Origin of the sequence: Sphingobacterium sp. UBA5996 (assembly GCF_002429765.1) — a bacterium.
GTDB lineage: Bacteria > Bacteroidota > Bacteroidia > Sphingobacteriales > Sphingobacteriaceae > Sphingobacterium.
In genome coordinates this window covers 199,231-225,481 of record NZ_DJAS01000004.1, presented here as the reverse complement: position 1 = coordinate 225,481, position 26,251 = coordinate 199,231, and the positions used below count along the sequence as shown (strand labels likewise).

20 protein-coding genes are annotated in these 26,251 nt (G+C 38.8%); 9 read left to right on the top strand and 11 right to left on the bottom strand.

The features are described 5' to 3' along the window. Positions 1-40 precede the first annotated feature (40 nt). Positions 41-658, bottom strand: a complete 618-nt coding sequence (locus tag B3E00_RS03915) for an OmpH family outer membrane protein (RefSeq protein WP_209576628.1) — start codon at positions 656-658, stop codon at positions 41-43. Between the two features lie 191 nt (positions 659-849). Here B3E00_RS03915 and gyrB point away from each other — a divergent pair, with 191 nt between their 5' ends. From gyrB to B3E00_RS03895, 4 genes are all read left to right on the top strand, one after another. Next, positions 850-2,808, top strand: a complete 1,959-nt coding sequence (gene gyrB / locus B3E00_RS03910; RefSeq protein WP_209576626.1) for a DNA topoisomerase (ATP-hydrolyzing) subunit B — start codon at positions 850-852, stop codon at positions 2,806-2,808. Between the two features lie 210 nt (positions 2,809-3,018). Further along, positions 3,019-4,998, top strand: coding sequence for a helix-hairpin-helix domain-containing protein (locus B3E00_RS03905; RefSeq protein ID WP_293886358.1), 1,980 nt, complete (start codon positions 3,019-3,021; stop codon positions 4,996-4,998). After that, entirely contained in the window at positions 4,995-7,079 is a 2,085-nt protein-coding gene (locus B3E00_RS03900; protein WP_293937060.1) for a ComEC/Rec2 family competence protein, read from the top strand. Before B3E00_RS03905 ends, B3E00_RS03900 begins: the two co-directional genes overlap by 4 nt. Continuing rightward, entirely contained in the window at positions 7,076-8,977 is a 1,902-nt protein-coding gene (locus B3E00_RS03895) for a RecQ family ATP-dependent DNA helicase (protein WP_293937058.1), read from the top strand. Before B3E00_RS03900 ends, B3E00_RS03895 begins: the two co-directional genes overlap by 4 nt. A 1-nt stretch (position 8,978) precedes the next feature. Here the strand turns inward: B3E00_RS03895 and B3E00_RS03890 are convergent, their stop codons facing one another. The 6 genes from B3E00_RS03890 to B3E00_RS03865 form a co-directional block, all read right to left on the bottom strand. After that, positions 8,979-9,818 carry a sulfurtransferase gene (locus tag B3E00_RS03890; protein WP_293937055.1) on the bottom strand — a complete coding sequence of 280 codons (840 nt, stop codon included), beginning with the start codon at positions 9,816-9,818 and terminating at the stop codon, positions 8,979-8,981. A gap of 100 nt (positions 9,819-9,918) precedes the next feature. Then, on the bottom strand, positions 9,919-11,850 hold the full coding sequence (gene rpsA / locus B3E00_RS03885) for a 30S ribosomal protein S1 (RefSeq protein WP_293885131.1): 1,932 nt from the start codon (positions 11,848-11,850) through the stop codon (positions 9,919-9,921). A 227-nt stretch (positions 11,851-12,077) separates the two neighbouring features. Beyond that, complete coding sequence (locus B3E00_RS03880) at positions 12,078-13,043, bottom strand: YihY/virulence factor BrkB family protein (RefSeq protein WP_293885132.1); 966 nt, start codon at positions 13,041-13,043, stop codon at positions 12,078-12,080. Between the two features lies 1 nt (position 13,044). Continuing rightward, positions 13,045-13,452, bottom strand: coding sequence for an acyl-CoA thioesterase (locus tag B3E00_RS03875; RefSeq protein WP_209576611.1), 408 nt, complete (start codon positions 13,450-13,452; stop codon positions 13,045-13,047). Further along, the gene (gene mltG / locus B3E00_RS03870) at positions 13,452-14,492 is read right to left on the bottom strand and encodes an endolytic transglycosylase MltG (RefSeq protein ID WP_293937053.1); all 1,041 of its coding nucleotides are present in this window, start codon (positions 14,490-14,492) and stop codon (positions 13,452-13,454) included. Before mltG ends, B3E00_RS03875 begins: the two co-directional genes overlap by 1 nt. Before the next feature lie 184 nt (positions 14,493-14,676). Continuing rightward, positions 14,677-15,657 carry a PASTA domain-containing protein gene (locus tag B3E00_RS03865; RefSeq protein ID WP_209576607.1) on the bottom strand — a complete coding sequence of 327 codons (981 nt, stop codon included), beginning with the start codon at positions 15,655-15,657 and terminating at the stop codon, positions 14,677-14,679. Between the two features lie 145 nt (positions 15,658-15,802). On the opposite strand from B3E00_RS03865, the gene B3E00_RS03860 reads away from it, so the two are divergent. After that, a complete protein-coding gene (locus B3E00_RS03860; protein WP_209576605.1) occupies positions 15,803-16,810 on the top strand; it encodes a D-alanine--D-alanine ligase family protein in 1,008 nt (335 codons plus the stop codon). Between the two features lie 289 nt (positions 16,811-17,099). Here B3E00_RS03860 and B3E00_RS03855 read toward each other — a convergent pair whose 3' ends face one another. Further along, a complete protein-coding gene (locus B3E00_RS03855) occupies positions 17,100-17,594 on the bottom strand; it encodes a dihydrofolate reductase (RefSeq protein ID WP_209576603.1) in 495 nt (164 codons plus the stop codon). Between the two features lie 65 nt (positions 17,595-17,659). Then, positions 17,660-18,481, bottom strand: coding sequence for a thymidylate synthase (locus tag B3E00_RS03850; protein WP_209576601.1), 822 nt, complete (start codon positions 18,479-18,481; stop codon positions 17,660-17,662). A gap of 268 nt (positions 18,482-18,749) precedes the next feature. Between B3E00_RS03850 and mtaB the strand changes: the two genes are divergently transcribed. After that, a complete protein-coding gene (gene mtaB, locus B3E00_RS03845; protein ID WP_209576599.1) occupies positions 18,750-20,072 on the top strand; it encodes a tRNA (N(6)-L-threonylcarbamoyladenosine(37)-C(2))-methylthiotransferase MtaB in 1,323 nt (440 codons plus the stop codon). Positions 20,073-20,284: 212 nt separating this feature from the next. Here the strand turns inward: mtaB and B3E00_RS03840 are convergent, their stop codons facing one another. Next, positions 20,285-21,181, bottom strand: coding sequence for an EamA family transporter (locus B3E00_RS03840; protein ID WP_209576597.1), 897 nt, complete (start codon positions 21,179-21,181; stop codon positions 20,285-20,287). Positions 21,182-21,455: 274 nt separating this feature from the next. On the opposite strand from B3E00_RS03840, the gene B3E00_RS03835 reads away from it, so the two are divergent. From B3E00_RS03835 to B3E00_RS03825, 3 genes are all read left to right on the top strand, one after another. Continuing rightward, positions 21,456-22,028, top strand: coding sequence for a C40 family peptidase (locus B3E00_RS03835; RefSeq protein ID WP_209576595.1), 573 nt, complete (start codon positions 21,456-21,458; stop codon positions 22,026-22,028). A 174-nt stretch (positions 22,029-22,202) separates the two neighbouring features. Next, a complete protein-coding gene (locus B3E00_RS03830; protein WP_209576593.1) occupies positions 22,203-22,622 on the top strand; it encodes a hypothetical protein in 420 nt (139 codons plus the stop codon). A 358-nt stretch (positions 22,623-22,980) separates the two neighbouring features. Then, positions 22,981-24,540 carry a calcineurin-like phosphoesterase C-terminal domain-containing protein gene (locus B3E00_RS03825; RefSeq protein ID WP_209576591.1) on the top strand — a complete coding sequence of 520 codons (1,560 nt, stop codon included), beginning with the start codon at positions 22,981-22,983 and terminating at the stop codon, positions 24,538-24,540. A 350-nt stretch (positions 24,541-24,890) separates the two neighbouring features. On the opposite strand, the gene B3E00_RS03820 is transcribed toward B3E00_RS03825, so the two are convergent. Further along, positions 24,891-26,243, bottom strand: coding sequence for a nucleoside permease (locus B3E00_RS03820; protein WP_209576590.1), 1,353 nt, complete (start codon positions 26,241-26,243; stop codon positions 24,891-24,893). Positions 26,244-26,251 lie beyond the last annotated feature (8 nt).

Below are 26,251 nucleotides of genomic sequence, written 5' to 3'. Positions count from 1 at the left end.
ATAAATTTGAGACAGCTTCTTCCTAAATTAGTGTAATCTTCTATTTTTTAGAAGATTTATATTCTTCGTTTAATTGTTTGATTACTTCATTGGTGATTTCCAAAGAAGGATCAGCATATAAGACTGTCGGATTAGTTTTTGAATAGGTCAATACTAACTTATATCCATTTTCTGCCGCATGTTTTTTTAGGAATTCGGTTATTTTGTTATAAACATTGTTGAATTCTTCAGACTCGTCTTTTGCTATCGAGGAAGAAGCTGTCTGGTCCAAGCGTGCAAGCTCATCTTGTTTTCGTGCTAATTTTTGTTCTGTAGCCTGTCGATCAGCAGCTGACATCGTCGCTGCATTTTTTTGGTATTCGGCAACTTCACGTTGAAATGCAGTACTTTTGGATTGTAGGTCTGTTTGTGCTTTCTTTACTTTATTTTCAAGCTTTGATTTAATATCCTTAAAATATTGGTATTTTTCTGAAAGAGAATCGGAGTTTAAATAGACAATTTTATCTTTGCTACTTCCCTGATTTTCCTTGTTTACCGTGTTGGAATCATTTTTTGCAGGCTCGCTTGCTGTTTTTGTACCTTGGTTACACGATGCAATCGATCCAGCCAACAAAAGGGCAAAGGATACTTTCGATACAATTGAAGATATAGTATTCATTTTTTTGTTTTTTTGCAATTATTACTGAAAACAAACCTACCACAAAAAAATCGAAATTCTAGTTTTTAGAATAAAAAAGTAAAATTATCCCATGTTCTGACAATGCCAGATATCGGCTCGATACTTGTTTGTGGGCTTGATAAATCGGGCAAAATTTCGTATTTTTGAATATTACATTTAAGAGGTTTTCAATGAGCGAAGAAAATAAAAATGCATCCACCTATTCCGCCGATAATATCCAGGTATTAGAGGGTTTAGAGGCGGTTCGTAAGCGTCCATCCATGTATATTGGTGATACCGGTGTAAAAGGACTACACCATTTGGTATACGAGGTAGTTGACAATTCAATCGATGAAGCTGTTGCAGGGTATTGTACAGACATTTTTGTAACTATCCATAAAGATAATTCGATTTCTGTTCGGGATAACGGTCGTGGTATTCCTACAGGAATCAACAAAAAGGAAAATAAATCGGCCTTGGAGCTTGTGATGACAGTATTACATGCTGGGGGTAAATTTGATAAAGATACATATAAGGTTTCTGGTGGTTTGCATGGTGTAGGTGTGTCCTGTGTGAATGCATTATCTACTCTTCTGAAGGCCGAGGTTCATCGTGACGGGAAGATTTATCAGCAGGAATATCAAATTGGTAAGCCTTTGTATGATGTAAAAGAAGTTGGTGTATCAGATAAGACTGGTACAATTGTAACATTTCATCCAGACCCTACTATTTTCACGCAGACTACAGTGTATAATTACGATACTTTGGCAAATCGTCTTCGTGAACTTGCATTTTTAAATAAAGGGGTGAGTTTGACGTTGAATGATGAACGCGAGACGAATGAGGACGGTTCTGAGAAAAAGGAAACATTCCATTCTGAAGGTGGACTTAAGGAGTTTGTTAAGTTTTTGGATGGAAACCGTCAGGCGTTAATTCCTGATCCGATCTATGTGGAAGGTATCAAGCAAGGTATCCCTGTTGAACTAGCTTTACAATATAATGATACGTATTCTGAAAATGTGCATTCTTATGTGAATAACATTAATACCATTGAAGGTGGCTCACACGTTGCTGGTTTCCGTCGTGGTTTGACACGTACATTGAAGGCTTACGCGGACAAGTCAGGTTTGCTTAAGAATTTGAAAGTTGAAATTACGGGTGATGACTTCCGTGAAGGATTGACGGCTGTAATTTCAGTGAAAGTTGCAGAACCTCAATTTGAAGGACAGACAAAAACTAAACTAGGTAATTCCGAGGTAATGGGGGCTGTAGATGTCGCTGTTGGGGAGATCTTGGGTGTTTATCTGGAAGAGAACCCACGTGAGGCGAAAGCTATCGTTCAAAAGGTAGTCATAGCTGCTCAAGCGCGTGCTGCTGCGCGTAAAGCCCGTGATTTGGTACAACGTAAAACCGTAATGGGTGGCTCTGGACTTCCGGGTAAATTGGCCGACTGTCAAGACAACGATCCAACGAAATGTGAGATCTATTTTGTCGAGGGTGATTCTGCGGGTGGTACAGCTAAGTCTGGCCGTGATAGAAAACATCAGGCGATCATGCCGCTACGTGGTAAGATCCTTAACGTTGAGAAAGCAATGGAACATAAGATCTACGAAAATGAAGAGATCAAAAATATGTTTACGGCTTTGGGCGTGAGTGTAGGTACTGCCGAGGATGCTAAAGCATTGAATATCGAAAAATTACGTTACCACCGTATCATCATCATGACGGATGCCGATGTGGATGGGTCCCACATTACAACATTAATCTTGACATTCTATTTCAGATATATGAAAGAATTGATTGAAAGAGGATATGTGTATATTGCAACGCCGCCGCTATACCTGGTCAAAAAAGGAAAAGAGCACGAATATGCTTGGAATGAAGATCAACGTATCAATGCTATTCAGCGTTTGAAGGGAACTGGTAAAGAGGATAGTGTGCACGTACAGCGTTACAAAGGTCTTGGTGAGATGAATGCTGAACAGCTGTGGGATACGACCATGAATCCTGAAACGCGTACCTTGAGACAAGTAACTATTGAGAATGCAGCGGAATGTGACCGTATTTTCTCCATGTTAATGGGAGACGAAGTTGCTCCGCGTCGTGAATTTATTGAAAAAAATGCACGTTATGCTAAAATTGATATTTAATGTGAGTTTAGCCTAAAGGAATTGTATATAAATGAATAAAAAAAGCNNGCTTTTTTTATTCATTTATATTTCCTATTTTCATGCTAATGAGTCTTTTTTCTGCCGGGATAAAAGGTTCATCGCCTAACATCTAGCCAATATTAATTAAAACCTATTATGACATATTGTAGCAAAATTTTGCTCTTTATAGGTTGTTTTATTGGAACCTGTATGGCGCAGACAAATGAAAAAATCGATCTCCAAGATTTATTTGAAAGCTTATCGGAAGAGCTTCCCGAGGATGCTGATTTGAGCGAACTGAATGAAAAGTGGTATCATTATCTCAAACACCCCATCGACCTCAACAAAACTGATGGTAGTGAACTCGCTGAATTACAATTTCTAAATCCTTTATTAATTGAGCATCTATTAGCGCATAGGGCTATTTCAGGAAATTTTATCCATGTATTGGAATTACAGGCTATCGAAGGATTTAATGAACGAATAGTCTATCTATTGTTACCTTTTGTAAAAGTAGGCTCTGAATCACCATTAAACGTCCTTAAATTAAGAAAGTTTAAGCAAGAAATTATGTTTCGGTATGCTCGGACACTCGAGAAAGCGAAGGGCTATCGTATCACTGATACAACGAGATCCAGGTATCTCGGCGATGCTAATCGCTATGCGCTAAGGTACAGAGCCCAATTGAACGATAGAATCCAACTCGCCATTAATATGGAAAAAGATGCCGGGGAACCCTTTTTTAGAGATGGGCAAAAAATGGGATTTGATTTCTATAGTATGAGTTTGTCCATAAAGAACTTTAGCCGGTTCAGGAATATCGTGATCGGCGACTATGCTTTGCAATTTGGCCAGGGGCTCAGTATGTGGAATGGTTTGAGTTTTGGAAAAGGAGGATTGGTACAGAATGCCGCAAGACAAGGGATTGGTGTAAAATCCTACACTTCGTTAAATGAGATTAATTTTATGCGTGGTATTGCGGGAACTTTACAGATTAAACATATCGAAATTACACCCTATTTTTCTTATCGATCGATTGACGGAAATGTTGACCGTACAACTTTTCCGGCAACGATTTCAACGATTGCAAGTACTGGTTTACATCGTACTCCAACCGAACAGAAATATCGTGGTGCCGCGTCTCAAATGGCCTATGGATTGAATTTATTGTGGCGCTATAAACGGCTCAAAGCAGGTATTCATTTTAACCAGACCCAGTTGGATGTCTTTAAAATCAAAGGAAAGGGAATACGACAACAAGCTGATTTTGAAGGTGACTTTCTGCGAAACATAAGTTTGTATACAAACTATACCATTCGAAATATCTATTTGTTCGGTGAATATGCCAACAGCATGGATGGTGGTTCGGCTTTATTAGCAGGGTCCATAATAAGTTTACATCCACGATTATCTTCGGTCCTCTTACTTCGCGACTACAAGAAGAATTTTCATACTTTTTATGGACAGGGGTTTGGTGAATCGGGGGATACGTCGAATGAGCAGGGAGTATATTTGGGATTAACGTACCAGCTTGGAAGAAAATTACTCTGGTCTAATTATGCTGATGTCTTCCGTTTTCCGGGAGCAAAGTATCAGGCTGATACACTATCTACAGGAGCTGATTTCTTCAGTCAGCTAAGTTACATGTGGTATAAAAAGGGGCAACTTTCCTTGCGTTATCGCAACCGATTAAAACAAGTTAACTACACCGGAGAGGGACAGACCGAACATGGGCTTGTCAATACAGTTAAGCAGCAATTAAGGGTAGAATTTCATTATCGTCTTAACTCACGATGGACTGTTCGTTCCCGCGCAGAAGCTAATATGTTCCAAAAAGAGTATCAGGAAAGCAGTTTCGGATATATGCTTTTTCAGGATGTATTCTGGAAGTCGGCAGCCGGAAAGTTCCAGTCTAATATGCGGGTCGCATATTTTGACGCAGCGAGCTATGATAATAGAATCTATGCTTATGAGCAAGATGTACTGTACGCAGCCGGTTTCGGCATGTACAATACAAAGGGATGGAGAACTTATCTTAATCTAAACTATCGCTTAAGCCGCCATCTTCAGGTATGGGCCAAATATGCATTATACTATTATCCGGGGAGAGAGGTTATCGGAACAGGATTGGATCAGATCGATGGTAATAGGAAATCTGACGTTAGGTTACAATTGAGGTGGCAATTATGAAAGAGTTAAGTTTTCTCCAAAGACTAGAGCACATTCCTATTCTTAAGATTGCCACCCTATATATTTTGACGCTTCTTTTGGCTCCTACACTGCCAATTTCTCGCCCGATATTTCAACATGTACTGCAAGCATTGATAGTAATGACGCTGCTAACCATTTGTTGCTATTTTTTCAGGGGTAAAATTCGTAAATACGGTTATACCTGCGGGTATTACCTATCTATTATATTATTTGGAATTTATCAATTTTGGCGCAATGACCCACAAGTTGTCATTAATCACTTCTCTCATCTAGAAGCGGATAGTTATGTAGTGAAAATAATGGAGGAACCTAAGATAAAGCAACATATTATCCGTTTTTCTGCAGAAGTGATCGGTGTTCATAGGCAAGGTAAGTTTGTACCAACTTCCGGCCGGTTGATGATAACCCTAAAATTGAGTGCGAAAAATTTTCTTCAGTTCGGTGACTTCTTATGGTTAAAAGGGGATGTGAAAAGAATAGCTCCGCCGCGTAATCCGATGGAGTTTGACTATAGGGAGTATTTGAGCAAGTACTTAATACATCATGAAGTTTTTGTGAAATCTGGCTACTATAGGGTGATCAGTCGGCAAGAAACAAGTGGCTTTTCAGTGTTTGGACTCGCTTTGCAAGCGCGGAGATATTTTTTAGTTAAGCTCCGCAGCCATCTTAAAGGGGATGAAAATTTTGCGATTGCATCGGCGTTGTTATACGGTTTTCGAAGCGAGATCAGTAATGATAATATGGAGGCCTTCACCAATACAGGAACTGTGCATATCTTAAGTGTATCGGGGATGCATGTTGCCGTTCTATTTGGTTTTTTATCTCTTATTATCAGACAAATTGCATGGCCACTTTATCTGAAGTGGCTACCATTAATTTTATTATGGGGCACGATCTGGATATATGCATTTATAGCAGGGCTTGATGCGCCGATTACACGCGCAGCTATCATGATTAGTTTTGTCCTATGTGCACAATATTTTAAACGAAGCTTTTCAAGCTTGAATTCGCTTATTATTGCTGCTGTATTGATTCTATTGTTTGCGCCCCGGGCTATTAATGACGTTGGTTTCCAATTGTCTTTTTTAGCCGTTTTGGGTATGATAATATGTGCCCCGCTGGTGAATGCACTTCTGCCGGTCAAAAGTTCTATACTCCGATTTTTAAGAGATATATTAACGGTTTCTATTGCCGCACAGATTCTGACAACACCGCTGAGTCTTTATTATTTTGGACAGTTTCCTACTTATTTTCTGATTGCCAACTTACTTGTCGATATTCCTTCCACCCTAGTGATGTATGCTGGTTTTATTATGACCATTAACCCTGTCGACTGGCTTAATGAGATTTTGGGTTTTCTTCTAGAACATCTCATTGATTTTATACTATGCTGTCTGAAATTTATTGATCATTTACCTTTTTCGACTATAAAAATAGTCCCTATGGAACCCAGTATTCTATTTTTGGCCTATTTTTTAGTTTTCTCTTTTTTATATGCTTTTCAGTGGAAAGATAAGAGGTACGTATGGCTCGGGCTATATTGTGGAATTGGGATGTTGCTAATCAATGGGAAAAAATGGTTAGTAAGTAATGATTCAGAACGGTTTCGTATTTACAATACGAAGCATGAATTGACGATGGGGTATTTCAAAGCTGGTCGCGGAATTGTTTATAGCACTTTTGATTCCTTGCAGGCCAAAGGGTTACAATATGCTTGTGGAAGGGAAATTGCATTGTTATCGGCAGGTGAAGTTCAATTTGTGCCATTAAATGGACGCGATCGAAAGAACTATTTTGTGACGCTTCCTTTAGGCAGAGTCGCTATTTTGTCCCATCCGAAAGGAACGATGTCACCTGCTGATCTGGTCATTATCAGAAAAAACTTTTTATATGGTTTACCAGATGTATTAAAGCAAATCAGACCAAAACTTGTTGTACTGGATGGATCCAACTCAATGGAGAAGTGTCTGCTTATGCAACACATGTTGGATAGTTTGGGGATACAAAATTATCTCATGAAAGATAATTTTGCGTATGTTTGGAATAAGGAGAACTTATGACGCAAGATAGTATATCAATCTTAAGGCAATACTGGGGGTTTGACTCATTTAGACCCCTGCAGGAAGAAATTATTCAATCTGTCATTTCTGGTAAAGATACCTTGGCTTTATTGCCGACAGGTGGGGGGAAATCGATTTGTTTTCAAGTACCTGCATTGATGCTAGAAGGAATTTGTATCGTGGTTACACCGCTCATTGCGTTGATGAAAGACCAAGTTGAACATTTGAAAAGAAATGGAATTCAAGCGGTCGCAATTTATGCTGGTATGAAGAAGAGAGAGGTGGATATCACACTGGATAATTGCGTCTATGGGAAAATAAAATTTCTCTATCTCTCTCCCGAAAGGTTGTACAATGATATCGTAAGAGAACGTATACGATTTATGAATGTCAATCTATTTGCCATAGATGAAGCACATTGCATTTCTCAATGGGGATATGATTTTAGACCGCCTTATTTAGAATTAGCTAAATTACGCGAACTACATCCTAAAGTTCCATTTTTGGCTCTTACAGCCACCGCAACGGCCCGTGTGATAACCGATATTCAGCAGAAACTCGGTTTTTTGAAGGAAAATGTATTTGTCAAAAGCTTTCTTCGGGATAATCTGGCTTATATGGCTATTGAAGAGGAGGATAAGATGGGGCGTATGGTACGCATCATCCATAAATTGGGCGGATGCGGTATTGTTTATGTAAGAAACCGGCGCGAAACACAAGAAGTAGCGCGTGTTTTGGTCAATAATGGGATTTCTGCGGATTATTACCATGCAGGGCTTTCTGGGCAAGAGCGGGATCAGAAGCAGCATGGGTGGATGACAAATGTTGTTCGCATTATTGTCGCTACAAATGCCTTTGGAATGGGGATCGATAAACCTGATGTGCGCTTTGTGATTCATCTGGATCTGCCAGATTCACTGGAGGCCTATTATCAAGAAGCCGGTAGGGCCGGTAGGGATGGAAAAAAAGCTTATCCTGTTATTCTTTATCAAAAAGCAGATGAGCAGAAACTACTGGATAATCTGCAGGCTAGTTTTCCAGATATTTCCTTTATTCAACAAACCTATCACTACCTTTGTAATCATTTTCAGATTCCTTATGGTTCTGGAGAAGGGGTGACAGTAGATTTTGATGTCGTTACATTTGCTAAAAAATATCAGCTACCCTTGGTACCAGTGATGAGTGCACTAAAATTTCTGGAGCGGGATACCTGGCTGGTCTTGTCGGAGGCTGTTACAATCCCTTCACGTTTTAAATTTGAGATTGACAGTGCTGAGTTATATAAATTTCAGGTTCAGTATGCAAAATATGATAAGCTCATCAAGGCTATTTTACGTAGCTATGGCGGCGTATTTGAGAACTTCATATTAATCAATGAATACGAATTTGCAGGTAAGTTAGGTATACCATACGGTCGTGTCGTGGAGCTATTGAAGTCGTTAGAAACGTTCGAAATAGCGACTTATTTGCCTTCTACAGATTCACCGCAATTGACATTCTTACAGAATCGGGTCGATTACAAACATTTGCATATCGACCATGTTTTTATTCGTGATCGCCATCAGGTGAAGGAAGAGGAAGTCAATGGCATGATTAATTATATTGAACAAAGCAATTGCCGCAGTCAGTCGCTGCTATTATATTTTGGTGAGAAAAATGCGGGGTTCTGTGAAGTGTGTGATTTGTGCCTGATCCGTAATTACCGAGAAAAGCAGCGGACAAATATAAAGGCCGAAATAAAAAGCAGTTTACTCGCTGGAGCGAAAAATATCCATGATTTGGTAGGTAGTTTAACAATAGGTACGGAGAAGAAAAGAATAGAGATCATTCGTGATCTGCTGGATGCCGAAAAAATCCGCCTAGAGGATAATCTCTATTCTTGGAATACTTTATTTTAACTTATTTTTCGATTGGAAGATTGAGTTCTTCGCGCCCCCATTCAGACCAAGATCCGTCGTATACCCGAATTTGTCCGTGGCCTACAAGATGGCAAGCAAATGCTAATATAGAGGCTGTGATGCCCGATCCACAGGAGAAGATATACTCATCTCCGGTCTTATTAGAGTGATTAAATTGTCGTTTCAATTCATCAATTGGTTTATAAACGATACCATCAAGTAATTCTTCAAAAGGTAGATTTTTGGAATGGGGGATATGTCCACTATGTAGGCCTTTACGAGGTTCAGCTACCAAACCACTAAATCGCCCCTTACTTCTAGCGTCGAAAATATTGACTTTAGTATCGCGATAATGAGTCAATATATACTCTTTATCAGCATACAGGTTTTCTTGAAATTGCGCCTTAAAATTACCGGGTTTTACAGTGGTTGTATACTCTTCTACGAGGGGAAACTTGTTGTTTTTCCAAGCGGGAACACCGCCATTTAAAATAAAGACCTGTTTAAAACCCATAACCTTAAGCATCCACCACGCTCTTGGACTCGAATAAATACCCCATCTATCATACAACACAAGTATACTATCCTGATTAATTCCCAACCTTCGCATTTCGCGCTCGAATACTTCGGGCGAAACGAGGGTATGTGGTAATTTCGAATTAGGATCCGATAATTTTCCTTCGATGTCAAAAAATTGCGAATGGGGAAGTATCTCAAGTTTCGCCTCTTTAATCGATTGACCTACTTTATCGATTGTACAATCCAGGAGGATGATGTTTGCATTTTGTCCTAATGATTCCTGAAGTTGTATAGGGCTAATTAAGGATGATTGGAATGACATAAAATACTGTTTATTGAATACAAAAGTACAAAGCATCCGTATAAAAACAAAGCGGCTGTTCTTTTTGGAACAGCCGCTTTTTATGGATGTAGATTGCTAATTACTTAGCGTTCTTATCATTTTCCATTTGCTCTTTCAATTGAGCTAACACGTCTAAATCGCCTAAAGTAGATTTTTCAACAGAATCTTTTACTTTTTTAACAGCTGAAGACTCAGCTTTAGCGTCTTTTTTACGGTTGCTAGACTCTTCTTTGCGAGCTTCTTCTTTCTCTTCTTCCCAGATACGAGAGTGAGAGATTACTAAACGTTTGTTCTCTTTGTTGAACTCGATAATTTTGAATGAAGTAACTTCATCAACTTTCAATGAAGAACCGTCTTCTTTCACAGAGTGTTTAGAAGGACAGAAACCTTCAACACCATATTGTAAAGCTACGATATCACCTTTATCACCAACTTTGATCACAGTACCTTCGTGGATAGAACCTTCAGTAAAGATCGTTTCGAAAGTATCCCAAGGATTTTCTTCCAATTGTTTGTGACCTAAAGACAATTTACGGTTTTCTTCATCTAATTCTAAAACAACTACGTCTAGTGTTTCACCAACTTTAGTGAATTCGTTAGGGTGGTTGATTTTTTTAGACCAAGACAAATCAGAGATGTGGATCAAACCGTCGATACCTTCTTCCAATTCAACAAATACACCGAAGTTAGTCATGTTTTTAACGACAGCTGTTTGTTTAGAACCTACAGGGTAACGGTCAGTAATATTTTTCCAAGGATCAGGAGTCAATTGTTTGATACCTAAGCTCATTTTACGCTCATCGCGGTCAAGCGTCAAGATTTGTGCTTCGATCTCGTCACCAACTTTTAAGAACTCCTGTGGAGAACGTAAGTTTTGTGACCAAGACATTTCAGAAACGTGAATCAAACCTTCAACACCAGGGATAATTTCTAAGAAAGCTCCGTAATCAGCAACTGTTACGATTTTACCTTTAACTTTAGATCCAACTTCTAATGCAGTATCTAAAGATTCCCAAGGATGCTCAGATAATTGTTTCAAGCCTAAAGCAATACGTTTTTTCTCATCATCAAAATCCAATACAACAACGTTGATTGTTTGATCTAGTGATAAAACTTCTTTTGGATGCTCGATACGACCCCAAGAGATATCTGTGATATGCAACAAACCGTCAACACCACCTAAGTCGATGAACACACCGAAGTCAGTGATATTTTTAACAGTTCCTTCTAATACTTGACCTTTTTCTAATTTAGCTACGATCTCAGATTTTTGGTTTTCTAAGTCGTTTTCAATTAACACTTTGTGCGATACAACAACGTTTTTGAATTCGTGGTTGATTTTTACAACTTTGAATTCCATTGTTTTACCTACGTATACATCGTAGTCACGGATAGGTTTGATATCGATTTGAGATCCAGGTAAGAATGCTTCAACACCTTTGATGTCAACGATAAGACCACCTTTAGTACGGCTCTTAACGAAACCAGTAATGATTGCATCATTTTCTAATGCTTCATTGATAGCTTCCCAAGATTTTTGAGTTTTAGCACGTTTGCGAGAAAGTACTAATTGACCGTTAGCATCTTCTTGAGATTCAACGAATACGTCAACTTTATCACCAACTTTTAATTCTGGTAAGTCACGGAATTCTGATAAAGAAACTAAACCGTCAGATTTGAAACCAACATTTAAGACGACGTCTTTATTGTTGATAGAAACTACAGTACCTTCGATAATTTCACCTTGGTTAACTTGATTGAAAGTATCTGCGTATTGTGCTTCAAGTTTAGCGCGTTCAGCTTCGCTATAATTTCCGAAACCTTTATCATTTGCATCCCAGTCAAATTCACCTTCTGGTGTGATCCACGTGTTTGATTTGATTTCGTCGATTAAGTTTGAATCAGCTTCTGATTCAATTTGTTCAGTGTCTTTCACTACTTTAGTGTCAGCACCTTGTAGCTCTGCGTTTTTCGCTGCTAATTCTTTTTCTGCTTCTTGTTTTTTTGCCATTAATTAATTTTCTCCTTTTTCCTACTTTGTAGGAGTTGCAAAGGTACAAAAAAACTTTAAATGCAAAATTTTATTTTTCTTATTTTATTGAAAGACTTTCAGTTATAGGGATGTTTTTATAGGTCAAGCTGTCAAGGGTGTTAATTGAAGGTTGACTTTGTTATTTCTCGACTTTATTTGCTGAAATTCTTTTCTTGGAAAGGATAAATTAACGTGCTTAAAATGACTTAATCTTCTCTCTTAAACGAATTAAAAATACGTGGTTTGGCAATAACAATGGTTTGTTTGGACAGTGCAATGGCAGCATTGAGTTCATAACCCAATAATAAAATAAGCGTATTTAAATAAATCCAGAGCATAATGACAATTAATGTTCCGATGGAACCATACAATTTGTTGTATGCGCCGAAGTGATTGATATAAAAAGTAAATATTGAAAAAGTCAAAATCGCTAGTATAGTGGCCATCGATGCTCCTGCACTAAAGAGTTTCCATTTATTGGAGGTTGAAGGGCCAAATTTGTAGATACAGCTCACCGTAAAAAAATAGATCGCGAATATAATCAACCATCGGGCTATCTTAAGCAATATCGCCCAGAAGCTTGATTTGATACCCGTCGTTTCTTTAAGATAGTCTATCGTAATGCCAGCAATCGTAAAAATCGTCATTCCAACAGTTAAGGCAAAGATAATTAAGAAAGCCAAAGCTAAGGCAAGCAATCGTTTTTTGATCCAAGGCCTTTTTTCCGTCATTAATGATGCTTTATTGAATGCATTCATCAGGGAGGCCATGCCGTTGGTTGCAAAATAGGCTGCAAACACAAAACCGAAGGACAGCAATCCGCCATTTTGGTTTTTGATAATATCTTCCAAAGTTGTTTCAACAACGAGAAAAGCATTTTTAGGAATAACTACCGCAAGAAAATCCAACAATTGCTCTTGAAAATTATTTATTGGAATGTATGGGATTAATGTAAATAAAAATATGATGCCCGGAAAAATAGCTAATAGAAAGCTGTAGGAAAGGGAGGAAGCTTTGCTAATAATGGAGTCTCTGGAAATTTCCTGAAAGAAAAATACAGCGACGGTGTAAAGAGGGAGCGAGCCAAAGCCAGGTAGTACGACCCGTTTACTCCATTCGATCAATTTAAAATAAGGTTCAAAATTTAATAGCCATTGGTGAATTTTCCCCATTTCAATTAAAATATTTACTCATCTTATCCAAGAAAACCTGCGGAGGCATACAAGGTCTATTTTTCTCCATATTGACAAAGACCAATGTCGTTTCTCCTTGGTTGAGTAGCTCTCCATTCTCATTGAAAAGCTCATATTCGAAAACAATACGAACAGCAGGTTTCTTTCGGATGGTCACACGGATTGTAATCAGGTCATCATATTTGCCTGGTTTTAGATATTTGGTCTTCATCTCTGTGACAGGGAGCATGACCCCCATTTCTTCCAGTTCTCGGTACGAGATCCCTGTGCTCCGCAGCATTTCAGTTCGCGCTATTTCATAAAATGCAGCGTAATTGCCATAATAGACATAGCCCATTTGGTCTGTTTCTGCATAGCGAACGCGAATCTGATGGTCAAATACAAACATTATTTTTTAATATTTCTGGCGTCCAAAGCCTGTTGAAATTTGCGTGCGTTGATCAAATGCTCTGCTTCTGTTTTTGCGAAATTATGGTAACCTGAGAAATCATCTTTCGCACACATATAGATGTAATCGTGCTGCTTGAAGTTCAACACTGCATCAATAGCAGCGATGCTTGGAATAGAAATCGGGCCTGGAGGCAATCCTCTATAAATATACGTATTGTAAGGATTGTCTGTTCTGAGGTGCTTATTCAATACCCTTCTGATTGTAAAATCATTATTAGCAAAGATCACTGTTGGGTCTGCCTGTAACAACATCCCCTTTTTGAGGCGGTTTAAATAAAGTCCAGCAATCATGGGCATTTCATCTTGATGTAGCGCTTCCCCTTTGACAATAGAAGCTAACGTACTGACTTGCTGTGGTGTCAAATTAAGCGCTTTTGCTTTCGCCGTGCGATCCGTATTCCAGAATTTTTTCCATTCATCATCAAAACGAGCGATTACTTTTTCGGGACTGGTGTTCCAGTAAATTTCGTACGTGTTAGGAATAAACATCGTGATCAGATTTTCCGTTGTAAATCCATACTTCTGCGCCGTAGCTTCATCATTCAGCACAGCGATAAATTGTGCAGAATCAGCTTCGAAACTTTTTCCAAGAAGCGCCGCCATATTTTCTTTTAATCGGACATTGGCGAATCGGAATTTTACGGGTTCTTGGTAGCCACCCATTAAATTGCCAATTAAACGTCTATTGTTCATTCCAGGTGTCAGCAGGTAACGTCCTGGTTTTACACTCTGTTCATATTTTTTATATTGTGCTGCACGCTGAAATGAAGCGATATCGTCCAATAGATTTGAATCACTGATTGATTTCAGCACATCTTCATACTTTTCACCCTCGTGTATAAACAGGTACTTTTTATCTCCCGATACATTCGAAGCATAAAACGTGCTATAAAATTTCCAAGCAAAATAAGCTCCAACAACAAGAACGATCAGAGCAATGATTTTTAACCAACTTGGTATTCCTTTTTTATTTTCCATTCTAAAATTTTTTAATCATTTGTTGTTCGCTATTGATGGCATTTATGCAGCCTTTAGCGGTCAATGTTTGAAAAATCTCGCGTATGAAAGCGCAGTTTTTTCATATGTTTTATAGTTTTGAAACTTTAAAGCTTTAACATCTTTTAACGATGATTCAATGCAGTTTCATTTTACGCTGATTGCTTTAGAAGCCCAGGCTATTTCCTTTATTTTCCTTATCTTTTTTCTGCCCCGCGGAGTTATTTGCCGGCTTAGTTGCTGGTGTATTTGCGGGCGTACTTTTCGATGGAGCAGCAGGCTTCGATTGGGCACTAGGCTTAGCGATCGACGGATTAGCTTGTGTTTGGTTTGCTTGTGGTTTAGGTGTTGTCGTACCACCTGTTGGAGCATCTGTAATAGGTGCTGGTGCTGTAACTGAAAGTGTTACGTCAATTTTAGCGCCTAAGCTGGTTAGGCCTTTTTCGATTCCTGGCGATTGCACACTGATGACTGCGGTAGCGGTATCCGTTACATTTGGATCATACGTCACAGTGCCCAGACCTAGTCCAGCTCCAGATAAGGCAAACTTCGCCTCGTTTAAAGGAAGTCCAATTAAGTTAGGTATCTCTACTTCATTTGCTCCCAGTCCATTTCCTAAAACGAGATCTATACGCGAACCTTTAGGTATCATACGTCCGTTACGGATGGACTGTCCTGCAAATTGAGCATCCAAAACGATATCTCTTGCGATGTCCGCTACATACGATGTGTCTCCTATTCTGAGGTTATGGTTTTTCAAGATGGCGGTGGCTTCGATCAATGTTTTATCTTTTATATTCGGAAAAGCAACTTCAGGTGCCACCTGTGTGATAATGGTCAAATAAATAGTCCGACCGGATTTTACATGGAATCCTTGTTCAGGATCTTGTTCGATGACCATACCAGGCTTAGCGTCCATCTGATAGACGGAATCAATTTGATATTCGAGCCCAGCATTTTCCAGGGCCTGAATAGCCGCACTGATATGAAGTCCTTTGACTTTAGGAACAGCAATAGATTCATCATGTTTGGTATATACTTTCAGACCAATATAAACGAAAAGGAATAGGCATACTATCGCAATGAAAGCGGCAATAAGATTTTTCCTAAACGTGGGGGTCTGAAGATATTGTACTACTTTGGACATTTCTTTGTTAATAAAAATTAATTCTGCATAGAACCGCAATATTAAAGCCAAGTTTGCAGAAAGATTAAATAAAATTATTCGTCACAAAATTATTCGTTTTTCCGTGTATAGCAAATTATATTTGCTATTCGAATCGCTAAAATTTATGAAAGCAAAAATAGCATTAATAACTGGAGGTTATACAGGAGAAGCTGAAGTTTCTTTTAAAAGTTCAGCCTTCGTCAATTCGCAACTTGATCACAACAAATACGATGTGTATCTGATTACGGTGACCAAAGAAGCATGGTACTATGAAGATGTAGATGGTCAGCGTCATCCCATTTCCAAAGCAGATTTCACGCTTCCATTGCATGGGGATGTTTTGGTTTTTGACTTGGCATTTATTATGGTACACGGTGCGCCTGGAGAAGATGGGAGACTCCAAAGTTATTTTGATTTATTAGATATTCCTTATACATCATGTGACGCGCTAACTTCTGCCCTGACGATGAATAAAGGGTATACAAAGGCGATTTTATCGGATATTCCAGAGCTGCATTTGGCAAAATCGGTCCTATTATTTGAATCGCAGCGACCTGAAGCGGTCCAACTGGTTGAAAGCAATCTCTCGCTGCCTTATTTTGTGAAACCTAATGCAGGCGGGAGCAGTATCGGTATGACCAAGGTGAAAGAATCTGCACAGCTGAAAGCAGCGATCGATACAGCTTTTGATGCAGAGAATACAGGTAAACAGGTCATTGTCGAAGAATTTGTAACCGGACGCGAGTTTTCGGAAGGAATTTTTCGCAATTCAAAAGGCGAGCTGGTTGTTTTACCTGCTACGGAGGTACGGACTACGCGCGAATTTTTTGATTATGAAGCGAAATATATACCTGGACTGACCGAAGAGATTACACCGGCAGAGCTGACTATCGAACAGCAGGAACGGGCTGCACGTATCTTGAAAGAGGTCTATGTCAGATTGAATTGCAAAGGTATGGTGCGTGTTGATTTCTTTTTGGAAAACGAGACCGATAAATTCTATTTTATCGAAATCAATACTATTCCGGGGCAGACTGCGCAAAGTTTTATACCGCAACAAGTACGCGCTTTTGGAATGAAAGAAGGCGATTTCTACGGCGAGTTGATCGAAACAGCTTTGCAATCGAAATAATATTGTCCTCTTATAGTGGATATGAAGTGAAGGTTCGTACGATTGCTGAATTTAACAATATGCGACGTGGTAACTAACGATAGCAAAAGCCGGCTTTCAATTTTCTGAAAGCCGGCTTTTGCTTTTTCATCATGACGACTTATGGGTTGCTATTGAAAGGACAAAGCGGTATACTACATGATCGCAGCATCTTGATGTCCCTTACGCAGTAAGCATTACGCTGGTTAAACAGAAAAGGGGATGAGCGAGCTTCTTTATAGCTGTTCGTCCTGATTTAGTTAGTACGTATCTATTTTCTTGTATAAACTTCAAAGGTATAAGCAAATGCATGTTTTTCATCTGCTTGATGCGAATCTGAGGAAACCAATTCCCATTCTTCGGATGGTAATGCAGGAAAGAAAGCATCTCCTTTGATGGTGGTATGCACCCGTGTCAAAAGTACTTTGTTGGCGAGTGGAAGGGCCTGCTGATAGATGTTTGCACCCCCAATAATAAATGCCTCGCGCTCGTCGCGACAATATAAAAGTGCTTCCTGAATACTGTTAGCGACATCAATATCTTCGCCTTGAAAATCTGCGTTGCGTGTGATGACAATATTCCTTCTTTCCGGTAATGCCTTACCTATGGACTCAAATGTCTTTCTTCCCATCAGTACAGAATGGTCAATGGTATTTTTCTTGAAATATTTAAAGTCGTTTGGCAAATGCCAAGGCATCTTGTTGTCGATTCCGATGGCATTGTTGTCCGATGCAGCGACAATTAATGTGATCGTTGGGTTGCTCATTTTTGATATAATGTGATTATTCGTCCTCTAAAAGAATATTGTTGCAAAATTAGCTGCCGTCATTATTAAACAGCAACCGGAGCTTTGATATGCGGATGTGATTCGTAGTTCAATAATTCAAAATCTTCAAACTTGAAATCAAAAATATCTTTTACTTCGGGGTTAATTCTCATCTGGGGTAGCGCTTTGGGCTCTCTGCTCAACTGAAGTTCCGTTTGTTCAAAGTGGTTACTATAAATATGCGCATCCCCTAGGGTATGAATAAATTCCGCCGCTTCCATATCACACACTTGGGCAACCATCATGGTGAGAAGTGCGTAAGATGCAATGTTAAAAGGTACGCCCAAAAATATATCCGCACTACGCTGATAGAGTTGACAAGACAATTGTGGCTTTAAAATTCCTTTTTCAGGTTGCGCTGGAGCGACATAAAATTGAAAAAAGGCATGGCAAGGTGGCAATGCCATATGTTCGATTTCAGCGACATTCCATGCCGATACAATAATACGACGGGAATCCGGCGAATTTTTAAGCTGATTAATTACTTGTGCGATTTGATCAATATGACGGCCATCAGGTGTTGGCCAAGAACGCCATTGCGATCCGTATACCGGGCCCAAATTTCCTTGTTCGTCAGCCCATTCGTCCCAAATGCTTACGCCATTTTCTTTGAGATACTGAATATTGGTCTCGCCTTTTAAGAACCAGATTAACTCATGGATAATGGATCGAAGGTGTAATTTTTTTGTCGTTACTAGAGGAAAACCTTCTTGAAGGTTGAAACGCATCTGATATCCAAAGACACTTTTGGTACCTGTGCCAGTACGATCTGTCTTTACAACACCATTCGTATATACATGTCTGAGTAAATCTAAATATTGTTTCATCTGTAAAAAAGTAATTGTTAAATATTAAATATCAATGCTATTATCGAACTGTGTGGGAACGATTAGCCCTATTTTATATGTCTGATTCTCAATCGGGAGATATTTGAATGCATGGTGTTCGAATTTGATTTCGTCAGCCTCTGATAAGCTGTTGATGCATTAAGCCTTTCAAGATAGTCAAAACTAATGAAAATCCTTATAACGAGAAAGTCAAAACTCAAAATGATAAGAGGGGTTAGTGAAAAAAAATGTAATTTTGCAAAATATTATGGAGAATAAAAAAGTAGCTTTTTATACACTTGGGTGTAAACTGAATTATTCGGAGACATCATCCATTGGTCGTTTATTTAAAGAAGCGGGCTATGATACCACAGCGTTCAATAGTCGTGCTGACGTTTATGTAATCAATACATGTTCGGTAACGGATAATGCTGACAAGAAGTGTAGAAAAGTGGTTAAGGAAGCTTTAAAGCACTCTCCCAATGCTTATATTACGATTGTTGGTTGTTATGCGCAGCTAAAACCAAAAGAGATCGCCGAGATCCCTGGTGTAGATATGGTTTTGGGTGCTGCTGAAAAGTTTAATATTATTGAGCATATCAATGATTTGACCAAACAGGAAAAGACAATCGTTTATAATGGTCCGATTGATGAGACCAATCAATTTGTATCTGCTTATTCGATTGGTGATCGTACGCGTACTTTCCTAAAAGTACAGGACGGATGTGATTACTCATGTACATTTTGTACGATCCCCCTAGCGCGCGGCGGAAGCCGCTCCGGTAAGATTGAAGAAATTGTACGACAGGCGGAAGAAATTGCAGCTTCCGGGGTTAAAGAAATTGTGTTAACAGGGGTAAACATTGGCGATTTTGGTATCCGCGATGGTAAGCGAGAAGACCGCTTCCTTGATCTGGTAAAAGCATTGGATGATGTCGAAGGTATTGATAGAATTCGTATCTCCTCAATAGAACCCAATCTGCTTTCCAATGATATTATTGAGTTTGTAGCGCAATCAAAACGTTTCGTTCCACATTTTCATATGCCTTTACAGTCTGGAAGCAATAAAATTCTGAGTTTGATGCGCAGAAGATACAAAAGGGAGCTCTATACAGAGCGCGTCGCGTTTATCAAATCTCTGATGCCCAATTGCTGTATAGGCGTTGACGTCATTGTTGGATTTCCGGGAGAGACACGTGAGGATTTTATCGATACGTATAATTTCTTGAACGATATGGAGATTTCGTATTTGCATGTGTTTACATATTCTGAAAGAGAGAATACGATTGCCGCACAAATGGAGGGCGCTGTACCAGGAGCTCAACGTAGTGATCGGAGCAAAATGTTGCATATCCTTTCCGAGAAGAAGCGTCGTGCTTTCTATGAATCTCAATTAGGAGAAATCGGAGACGTATTGTTTGAGGCTGATGAGAAAGACGGTTACATGCATGGTTTCTCTAAAAATTATGTTAAAGTGCGGACTTTATACGATCCCTTACTGGTGAATGAGGTCGTGCCGGTAAAATATATGGAAGTAACGGACTCCTGTGAAGTCGAGGTGGAAGAAGTTCCAGAGACATTGATACATTAGTTCAATAAAGATTTATAACATACAAAAGAGGCAATCTTCTCTAATAAGATTGCCTCTTTTGTATGAAAGTTATTTGCTGTCATTGCCAGAAACAACTTTCATTCGCTTTTGTTGCCGTCGGTGTCTACTACACTGCGAAGGTTTAATTGCTGTATTCGGATAGATATCCTCAAATTGATTGCAGAAAGCTGACCGAAAGGTGATCTTTAACTCTAATGTGTACTACTCTTTGCTGCATTTAACCAGATAACGGTACCCAAGATCAAAAGCACCCCAAGCCATTGAATAGTCGATACACTTTCATGAAGGATGAAAAATGACATACAGGTCGCCACAGGCAGTTCGGCCGAACTCAATATTCCTCCTAAGGAAAATCCAGTTTTAGGTAAACCATAGGCAAACAATAATGGCGGAATGACTGTACCAAATAAAGAAAGTATCAATCCAAAATATAAAAAATTATCATCAAATTGACCATTGAATAAATAAGTCGGTGGAAATAAAGTGAAGATCAGGATACAAGAACCTGTTACCATAATAGCACTTTTTTGAATGGGGTGGTAGTCATTGCCGACACGCCCATTTACAATCATGAAGACCGAATAGGCAGTCGCCGCCAAAAGACCGAATAACACACCGGTTAAATTGAGTTGTTGTAATCCTTTTTCAATGAGCCCAGTCGCTAATAATGTTGCAATAAGTACAATTCCAATGCCGATCAGATTGTTCTTTGAAGGTTTTGTCTTGAAAAAGATAAACTCAATAAGCACACCGATCCAGATATATTGCATTAGCAAGACTATAGCTAATGAAGCGGGAACGAGCTGAACACATTTATAATAGAGAACACTCACCAGACCGGTAGAAGTACCGCTGATTAATATTTTGACCCAGGAAGATTTCTTGTTTGAAGATTGAAACGACTTTGCCGAAAAGAGTTTAATGGTAATATAAATAAGCCACAGTATAAGCATGCCAAACAAGACCTGGATTCCCGTTACTTCGCCTAATGTCAGTCCTTTACCGTAAGCTTTTTTTACAAACGTTGATAGTATTCCGAAACTACTTGCACCTAAAAAGACAGCTAATGCACCTTTTAATTTTTCCATTCTCAAATAAATTAGGCGTCAAAGTTACGATTTCTGAACAATTCTTTTCCTGATCTGACGTTCTTAGCGAGAAAAGTAATCTTTCGAAGGGGGATCGCAGTGGAATAGATGTAGCTGATACCTCATTGGTGAAAATTCGCCAATAGTCGATGGTGTTAGATGGGGGTTATAAAAGTGGTTATTACCGCAAAATGTTTTTGGCAACACGGTAAACGTATTGCATATAAACAGCAATTTAGTTAAGTTTGTTAGGCAACAACGTAAATTGAACAGCATGATTGTCAGATTTTATTTCGTCTTCTTTTTGGGTGTAGTTCTATTTTTGAGCAGTTGTTCAACAAAGAAAAAAGTACTTATCGCTAATTCTCATCCTGCTAAGGGGGGCGTTTTGACAGATGCTAGTTCAGCGCGAGGAAGATCCTTTTCGGGATCTCGGCTTGACAGTTATGCCGACTTACTTAATGTGAGTGCCCAAAAGCTAAATCCAAACCTTTACTTTTTTATCGATGACTGGATGGGAATACCGCATCGTATGGGTGGACAGAACAAATCCGGTGTGGATTGTTCGGGCTTTGTAAATCTGCTCTACATGGAAGTATATAAAGGAAATTTGCCGCGCACTTCCCGTGACATGGAAGGAGTAGTAAAGCGAAAAAAGGTCGATAAACTTCAAGAAGGGGATCTCGTATTTTTTTCGTTCGGGCGTAACGGGATAGATCATGTTGGTGTATACCTTCATAATAATAAGTTTGTGCATGTGTCAACTCGCAAGGGTGTTATTATATCTGATCTTTCCGATAGCTGGTATGCCAAGACCTTTGTTGATGCAGGCTCTCCTAATATCTAGATCGCAGTAACTCATGTAGGTTTTATGTCATATCTTGATATAAACTTTTATACCCTATATAAATCCTTATTTTTGTCAAAATTTATAGCAATGACAATAAAGAGTAAGAAGATTTTTTTGGGCCTTTGTATTATTGTGCCGTTTTTGATGTATTGTGTTTATTACTATAGTAATATGATCAAAAATGCCCCTTTTCGTTTTGCTGATTTTGAATCCATAGAATTCAAATACGGCGAGCCGAACCACATGGTCAACGAATACAATTCTAAAACGCGTATCTATAAATATTTAGACAAAAAAGATTCTTTAATTACCGATACTGTAAAATTTACAAAAGACGATCTATTGTATCTCCATCGCAAAGCCATGGAGCTGGGGTTTTGGAATCTGGATACAGATATGACAGGTCCCGAATGGCAGCAGGATTCGACAAATTCTAAGGTTCCACGTTTTTATCTGGAATTCAACTATAAAGATAAATCCAAACATGTAACTTTAGATGCCGATTTTGCAGGCAATCCGCGCATGCATGACGCGGCAAAGTCTATGATTGATGAAGTCAACCGCATGTTGGCGACCGCGCAGGCAAGATAGTTAAGAAATAGACAATAATGGTAAAAGGAGAAATTAAGCAATTGGTTTCTCTTTTTTTGTATCCACTCTTTTTTCTCGGAACATTTATGTAAGACTTCGGAGGAAGAACAAAGGTCAGTCTACTAATACAACCTGAAATAACAGGTACTTTAAACGGAACTAACAGCGATCTGATAGGGACCTCATTCGGATGAATGCGTATAAAGTACGAATAATATCCCTATTACTTTAGTATTAAATATGTGTTAATTAGTAAGTTGGTTTGATGATAAACCCTTCGTTTCTTGATGAATTCTTGATATTCTCTTTATACTCCTATAACCTGAATGGAATACTTTAGCGCCAAACAAAATAACATATGAGAACATTTTTGGCATTAGCAATTTCGTGGGCATTCGTCCATGCTGCGCACGCACAAGATTTTGCAAAAGGAAAAGTTTATTTGGACGTAAACAAAAACGGAAAATTAGATAAAAATGAAAAAGGTATTGTGTCTGTTTCTGTTAGTAACGGACGTGAGGTAACTACCACAGATAAAGATGGTAATTATCAATTACCCATTGGGAATGACAATATCATTTTCGTCGTCAAACCGTCAGGTTATGCCTTGCCTTTGGATGAAAATAATCATCCAAAATTCTATTATATCCATAAATTGAACGGCAGTCCAGTTTCAAAATACCCTGCCGTCGTTGCTACAGGGAAGATCCCGGCTGCGGTGAATTTTGCTTTGTATCAGCAAGAAGAAGATCCAAACTTTTCGGCCTTCGTTTTCGGTGATCCACAGGCCTACACGGAGGAAGAACTGGCCTATTTCAAAAACGGGGTGATCAATGAAATTTCGGATAAGACAATTGCAAAATTTGGCATCAGCTTAGGCGACTTGGTGGGCGATGATCTTTCCCTACAGCCAAAATATAAGTCGGTGATTTCTACCATGGGATTGCCGTGGTATAATGTCATGGGAAACCATGATATGAATTATGATGCAAAAGTGGATAGTCTTTCCGATGAATCGTTTGAGAAAACTTTTGGTCCCAACAACTATGCATTCAACTATGGAAACGCACATTTTATTATTCTGGACAATATTATTTATCCGAATCCACGCACAGGAAAAGGGTATTTAGGTGGATTCCGTAAAGATCAGTTAGATTTTGTAGAAAATGACTTAAAAAACGTTGCCAAAGATAAACTGATTGTATTGGCGTTCCATATTCCTTTATACCATCAAAACTCAGATGTCTTTCGAAATGAAGATAGACAACGTCTTTTCGATATTTTGGCTCCATTTAAGCATACCTTGTCTTTATCAGCACATACACACTTTCAACGTCAGTATTTTTATGGGCAAAAAGACGGATGGAAACAAGAAAAGGCACATCACGAATATAACGTAGGCACTACATCGGGTGATTGGTACTCTGGCGAGTTGAATGAGAAAGGGATTCCTGTTTCTACGATGCGGGATGGTACACCAAAAGGATATGCTATTTTGAAAATTGAGGATAATCAATACAGTTTCGATTACAAGGTTGTCGATAAGCCGGCATCGTATCAGATCGACTTATACGGTGCTTCGGTTATTCCGGAAAAGTACACCAAAAGATATCCGATATACGCTAATTTCTTTATTGGAAAGGAGGGCGATAAGGTCAGGTTTAGAATCAATCAGGGGGAATGGAAAGAGATGGACTTTGTAAATGAAAACGATCCGGCATTTCTAAATTCATTGGCTAAATATGATACAGCAACTGAATTGAAGAACACCCGTAGACCTTCCAACCCTGAAAAATCAAGCCATTTGTGGGCCGCTAATCTGCCAAAACTTAAAGCAGGGAAATATCAGATTGAGGTTCAGGCGATCGATCTTTTCAATAGAGTACATGCGGCAACGAAAACGATAGAGGTGAGATAAAAACTTTTTTAGCGTTGTTTTAAGTTTAAAGATAGCTTAAGATACACTTAACATATGTCTCCTATATTTGTATAGAGTAATTTTTGATTCATAAAGAGTTAGGGTTAATGTGTAGATCTGTTGTGAAACACGTCTGAAAATTTAGTTTGTTTTTAAAGTGAAGGTAATCTCCCCAGGTTACCTTTCACTGTTTTTAACCCCGTCGTGGTAAAATTCGTTTAAACTTTGTTATCACTGACTGCCCATGTGGTAAAAAAAATCTTTAACAGTAAAATACCATCCATACATCCGATTTGTCTTTTACAAAAAAAAAGCCGCTAACTGCGGCTTTTTTTTTTTAAGCTTAGCGGTTAACGCTCGTGTTTATGTCTAAAGAATAAAGCAAAAAGGATTGCGATAACAAAGGTGTAAAGCGCAAATGCAAGCCAGATATCATGCCAGTCTTTTAGCATAAGATTGCCACTTAAAACACCGTCAGGTAAGATCGAAATATTTTTTTCCTTTAAAAAATGTAGAAAGTGGGTGTTATTCACTGTTGTGTCCAGGTATTGGGCTAAATCTTTGCTATGCTGAAAACTTTTGGTAAAGTATTGGTCAATGATCCATCCAGAGGCAAAACTGCCTACAACGGCGCCAAAACCATTTGTCATCATCATAAATAAACCTTGGGCAGAACTGCGTATACTGGAGGTTGTCGAGGTTTCGACAAACAGTGAACCTGAAATATTAAAAAAATCAAAGGCCATGCCATATACGATGCAGGATAGTACAATCATCCAAAGTCCACCAGCAGGATCCCCAAATGAGAATAATCCAAAACGTAATACCCAGGCAAACATAGAAATCAACATTACTTTTTTTATTCCGAATCTTTTGAGGAAGAATGGAATAGCGAGAATAAAGAGGGTTTCGGATATCTGTGAAATTGACATAATGATTGTCGAATATTTCACAACGAAAGATTCGGCAAATTTAGGGTAGAATTTAAATTCATCCAAAAATACGTCACCGTAGGCGTTGGTCAATTGGAGTGCTGCGCCTAAGAACATGGAAAAAATAAAAAATAAGGCCATTTTATAATTTCCAAAAAGCTTAAACGCTTCCAGACCTAATAATTGTGTCCAAGAAGCATTTTCCTGTTGTAATTTTTTCGGTGGACATTTTGGTAACGTAAACGCGTAAAGGCTTAAAGCCAACGCTGCAGTGCCGGCGATATAGAATTGAAAGGCCGTTGCTTTGCTACCCGTTAAATTGGTGATCCACATCGCGACGATAAAACCGATCGTGCCAAAAACCCGGATAGGGGGAAACGCTTTGACCAGGTCGTAGTTGTTTTCATTTAGTGCAGTATAAGCGATGGAATTCGATAGCGCCAACGTTGGCATATAAAAACACATCGCCGCAAGCATTGCATAAAAAAAGGTGTTTGGATCATTTACCTGAGGTAAATAGAATAAAACACCTGCATAACATAAGTGAAGAATAAAATATAATCTTTCGGCATTTATCCACCGATCGGCAATGATTCCCATCAGTGTAGGCATAAATAGAGATGCGATTCCCATTGTCGCAAAAATGGCTCCAAATTGCGTACCATCCCATTGCTTTGTGCCAAACCAATAGTTAGCTATTGTAATCAACCATGCTCCCCAGACAAAGAACTGAAAGAAGCTCATGATGGTCAATCTTAATTTAATAGACATAAATGATG

What these genes read in the sequence shown, in the direction of transcription:
- B3E00_RS03915 (WP_209576628.1), bottom strand. Translation starts at nt 658, where the DNA reads ATGAATACTATATCTTCAATTGTATCGAAAGTATCCTTTGCCCTTTTG.
- gyrB (WP_209576626.1), top strand. Translation starts at nt 850, where the DNA reads ATGAGCGAAGAAAATAAAAATGCATCCACCTATTCCGCCGATAATATC.
- B3E00_RS03905 (WP_293886358.1), top strand. Translation starts at nt 3,019, where the DNA reads ATGGCGCAGACAAATGAAAAAATCGATCTCCAAGATTTATTTGAAAGC.
- B3E00_RS03900 (WP_293937060.1), top strand. Translation starts at nt 4,995, where the DNA reads ATGAAAGAGTTAAGTTTTCTCCAAAGACTAGAGCACATTCCTATTCTT.
- B3E00_RS03895 (WP_293937058.1), top strand. Translation starts at nt 7,076, where the DNA reads ATGACGCAAGATAGTATATCAATCTTAAGGCAATACTGGGGGTTTGAC.
- B3E00_RS03890 (WP_293937055.1), bottom strand. Translation starts at nt 9,818, where the DNA reads ATGTCATTCCAATCATCCTTAATTAGCCCTATACAACTTCAGGAATCA.
- rpsA (WP_293885131.1), bottom strand. Translation starts at nt 11,850, where the DNA reads ATGGCAAAAAAACAAGAAGCAGAAAAAGAATTAGCAGCGAAAAACGCA.
- B3E00_RS03880 (WP_293885132.1), bottom strand. Translation starts at nt 13,043, where the DNA reads ATGGGGAAAATTCACCAATGGCTATTAAATTTTGAACCTTATTTTAAA.
- B3E00_RS03875 (WP_209576611.1), bottom strand. Translation starts at nt 13,452, where the DNA reads ATGTTTGTATTTGACCATCAGATTCGCGTTCGCTATGCAGAAACAGAC.
- mltG (WP_293937053.1), bottom strand. Translation starts at nt 14,492, where the DNA reads ATGGAAAATAAAAAAGGAATACCAAGTTGGTTAAAAATCATTGCTCTG.
- B3E00_RS03865 (WP_209576607.1), bottom strand. Translation starts at nt 15,657, where the DNA reads ATGTCCAAAGTAGTACAATATCTTCAGACCCCCACGTTTAGGAAAAAT.
- B3E00_RS03860 (WP_209576605.1), top strand. Translation starts at nt 15,803, where the DNA reads ATGAAAGCAAAAATAGCATTAATAACTGGAGGTTATACAGGAGAAGCT.
- B3E00_RS03855 (WP_209576603.1), bottom strand. Translation starts at nt 17,594, where the DNA reads ATGAGCAACCCAACGATCACATTAATTGTCGCTGCATCGGACAACAAT.
- B3E00_RS03850 (WP_209576601.1), bottom strand. Translation starts at nt 18,481, where the DNA reads ATGAAACAATATTTAGATTTACTCAGACATGTATATACGAATGGTGTT.
- mtaB (WP_209576599.1), top strand. Translation starts at nt 18,750, where the DNA reads ATGGAGAATAAAAAAGTAGCTTTTTATACACTTGGGTGTAAACTGAAT.
- B3E00_RS03840 (WP_209576597.1), bottom strand. Translation starts at nt 21,181, where the DNA reads ATGGAAAAATTAAAAGGTGCATTAGCTGTCTTTTTAGGTGCAAGTAGT.
- B3E00_RS03835 (WP_209576595.1), top strand. Translation starts at nt 21,456, where the DNA reads ATGATTGTCAGATTTTATTTCGTCTTCTTTTTGGGTGTAGTTCTATTT.
- B3E00_RS03830 (WP_209576593.1), top strand. Translation starts at nt 22,203, where the DNA reads ATGATCAAAAATGCCCCTTTTCGTTTTGCTGATTTTGAATCCATAGAA.
- B3E00_RS03825 (WP_209576591.1), top strand. Translation starts at nt 22,981, where the DNA reads ATGAGAACATTTTTGGCATTAGCAATTTCGTGGGCATTCGTCCATGCT.
- B3E00_RS03820 (WP_209576590.1), bottom strand. Translation starts at nt 26,243, where the DNA reads ATGTCTATTAAATTAAGATTGACCATCATGAGCTTCTTTCAGTTCTTT.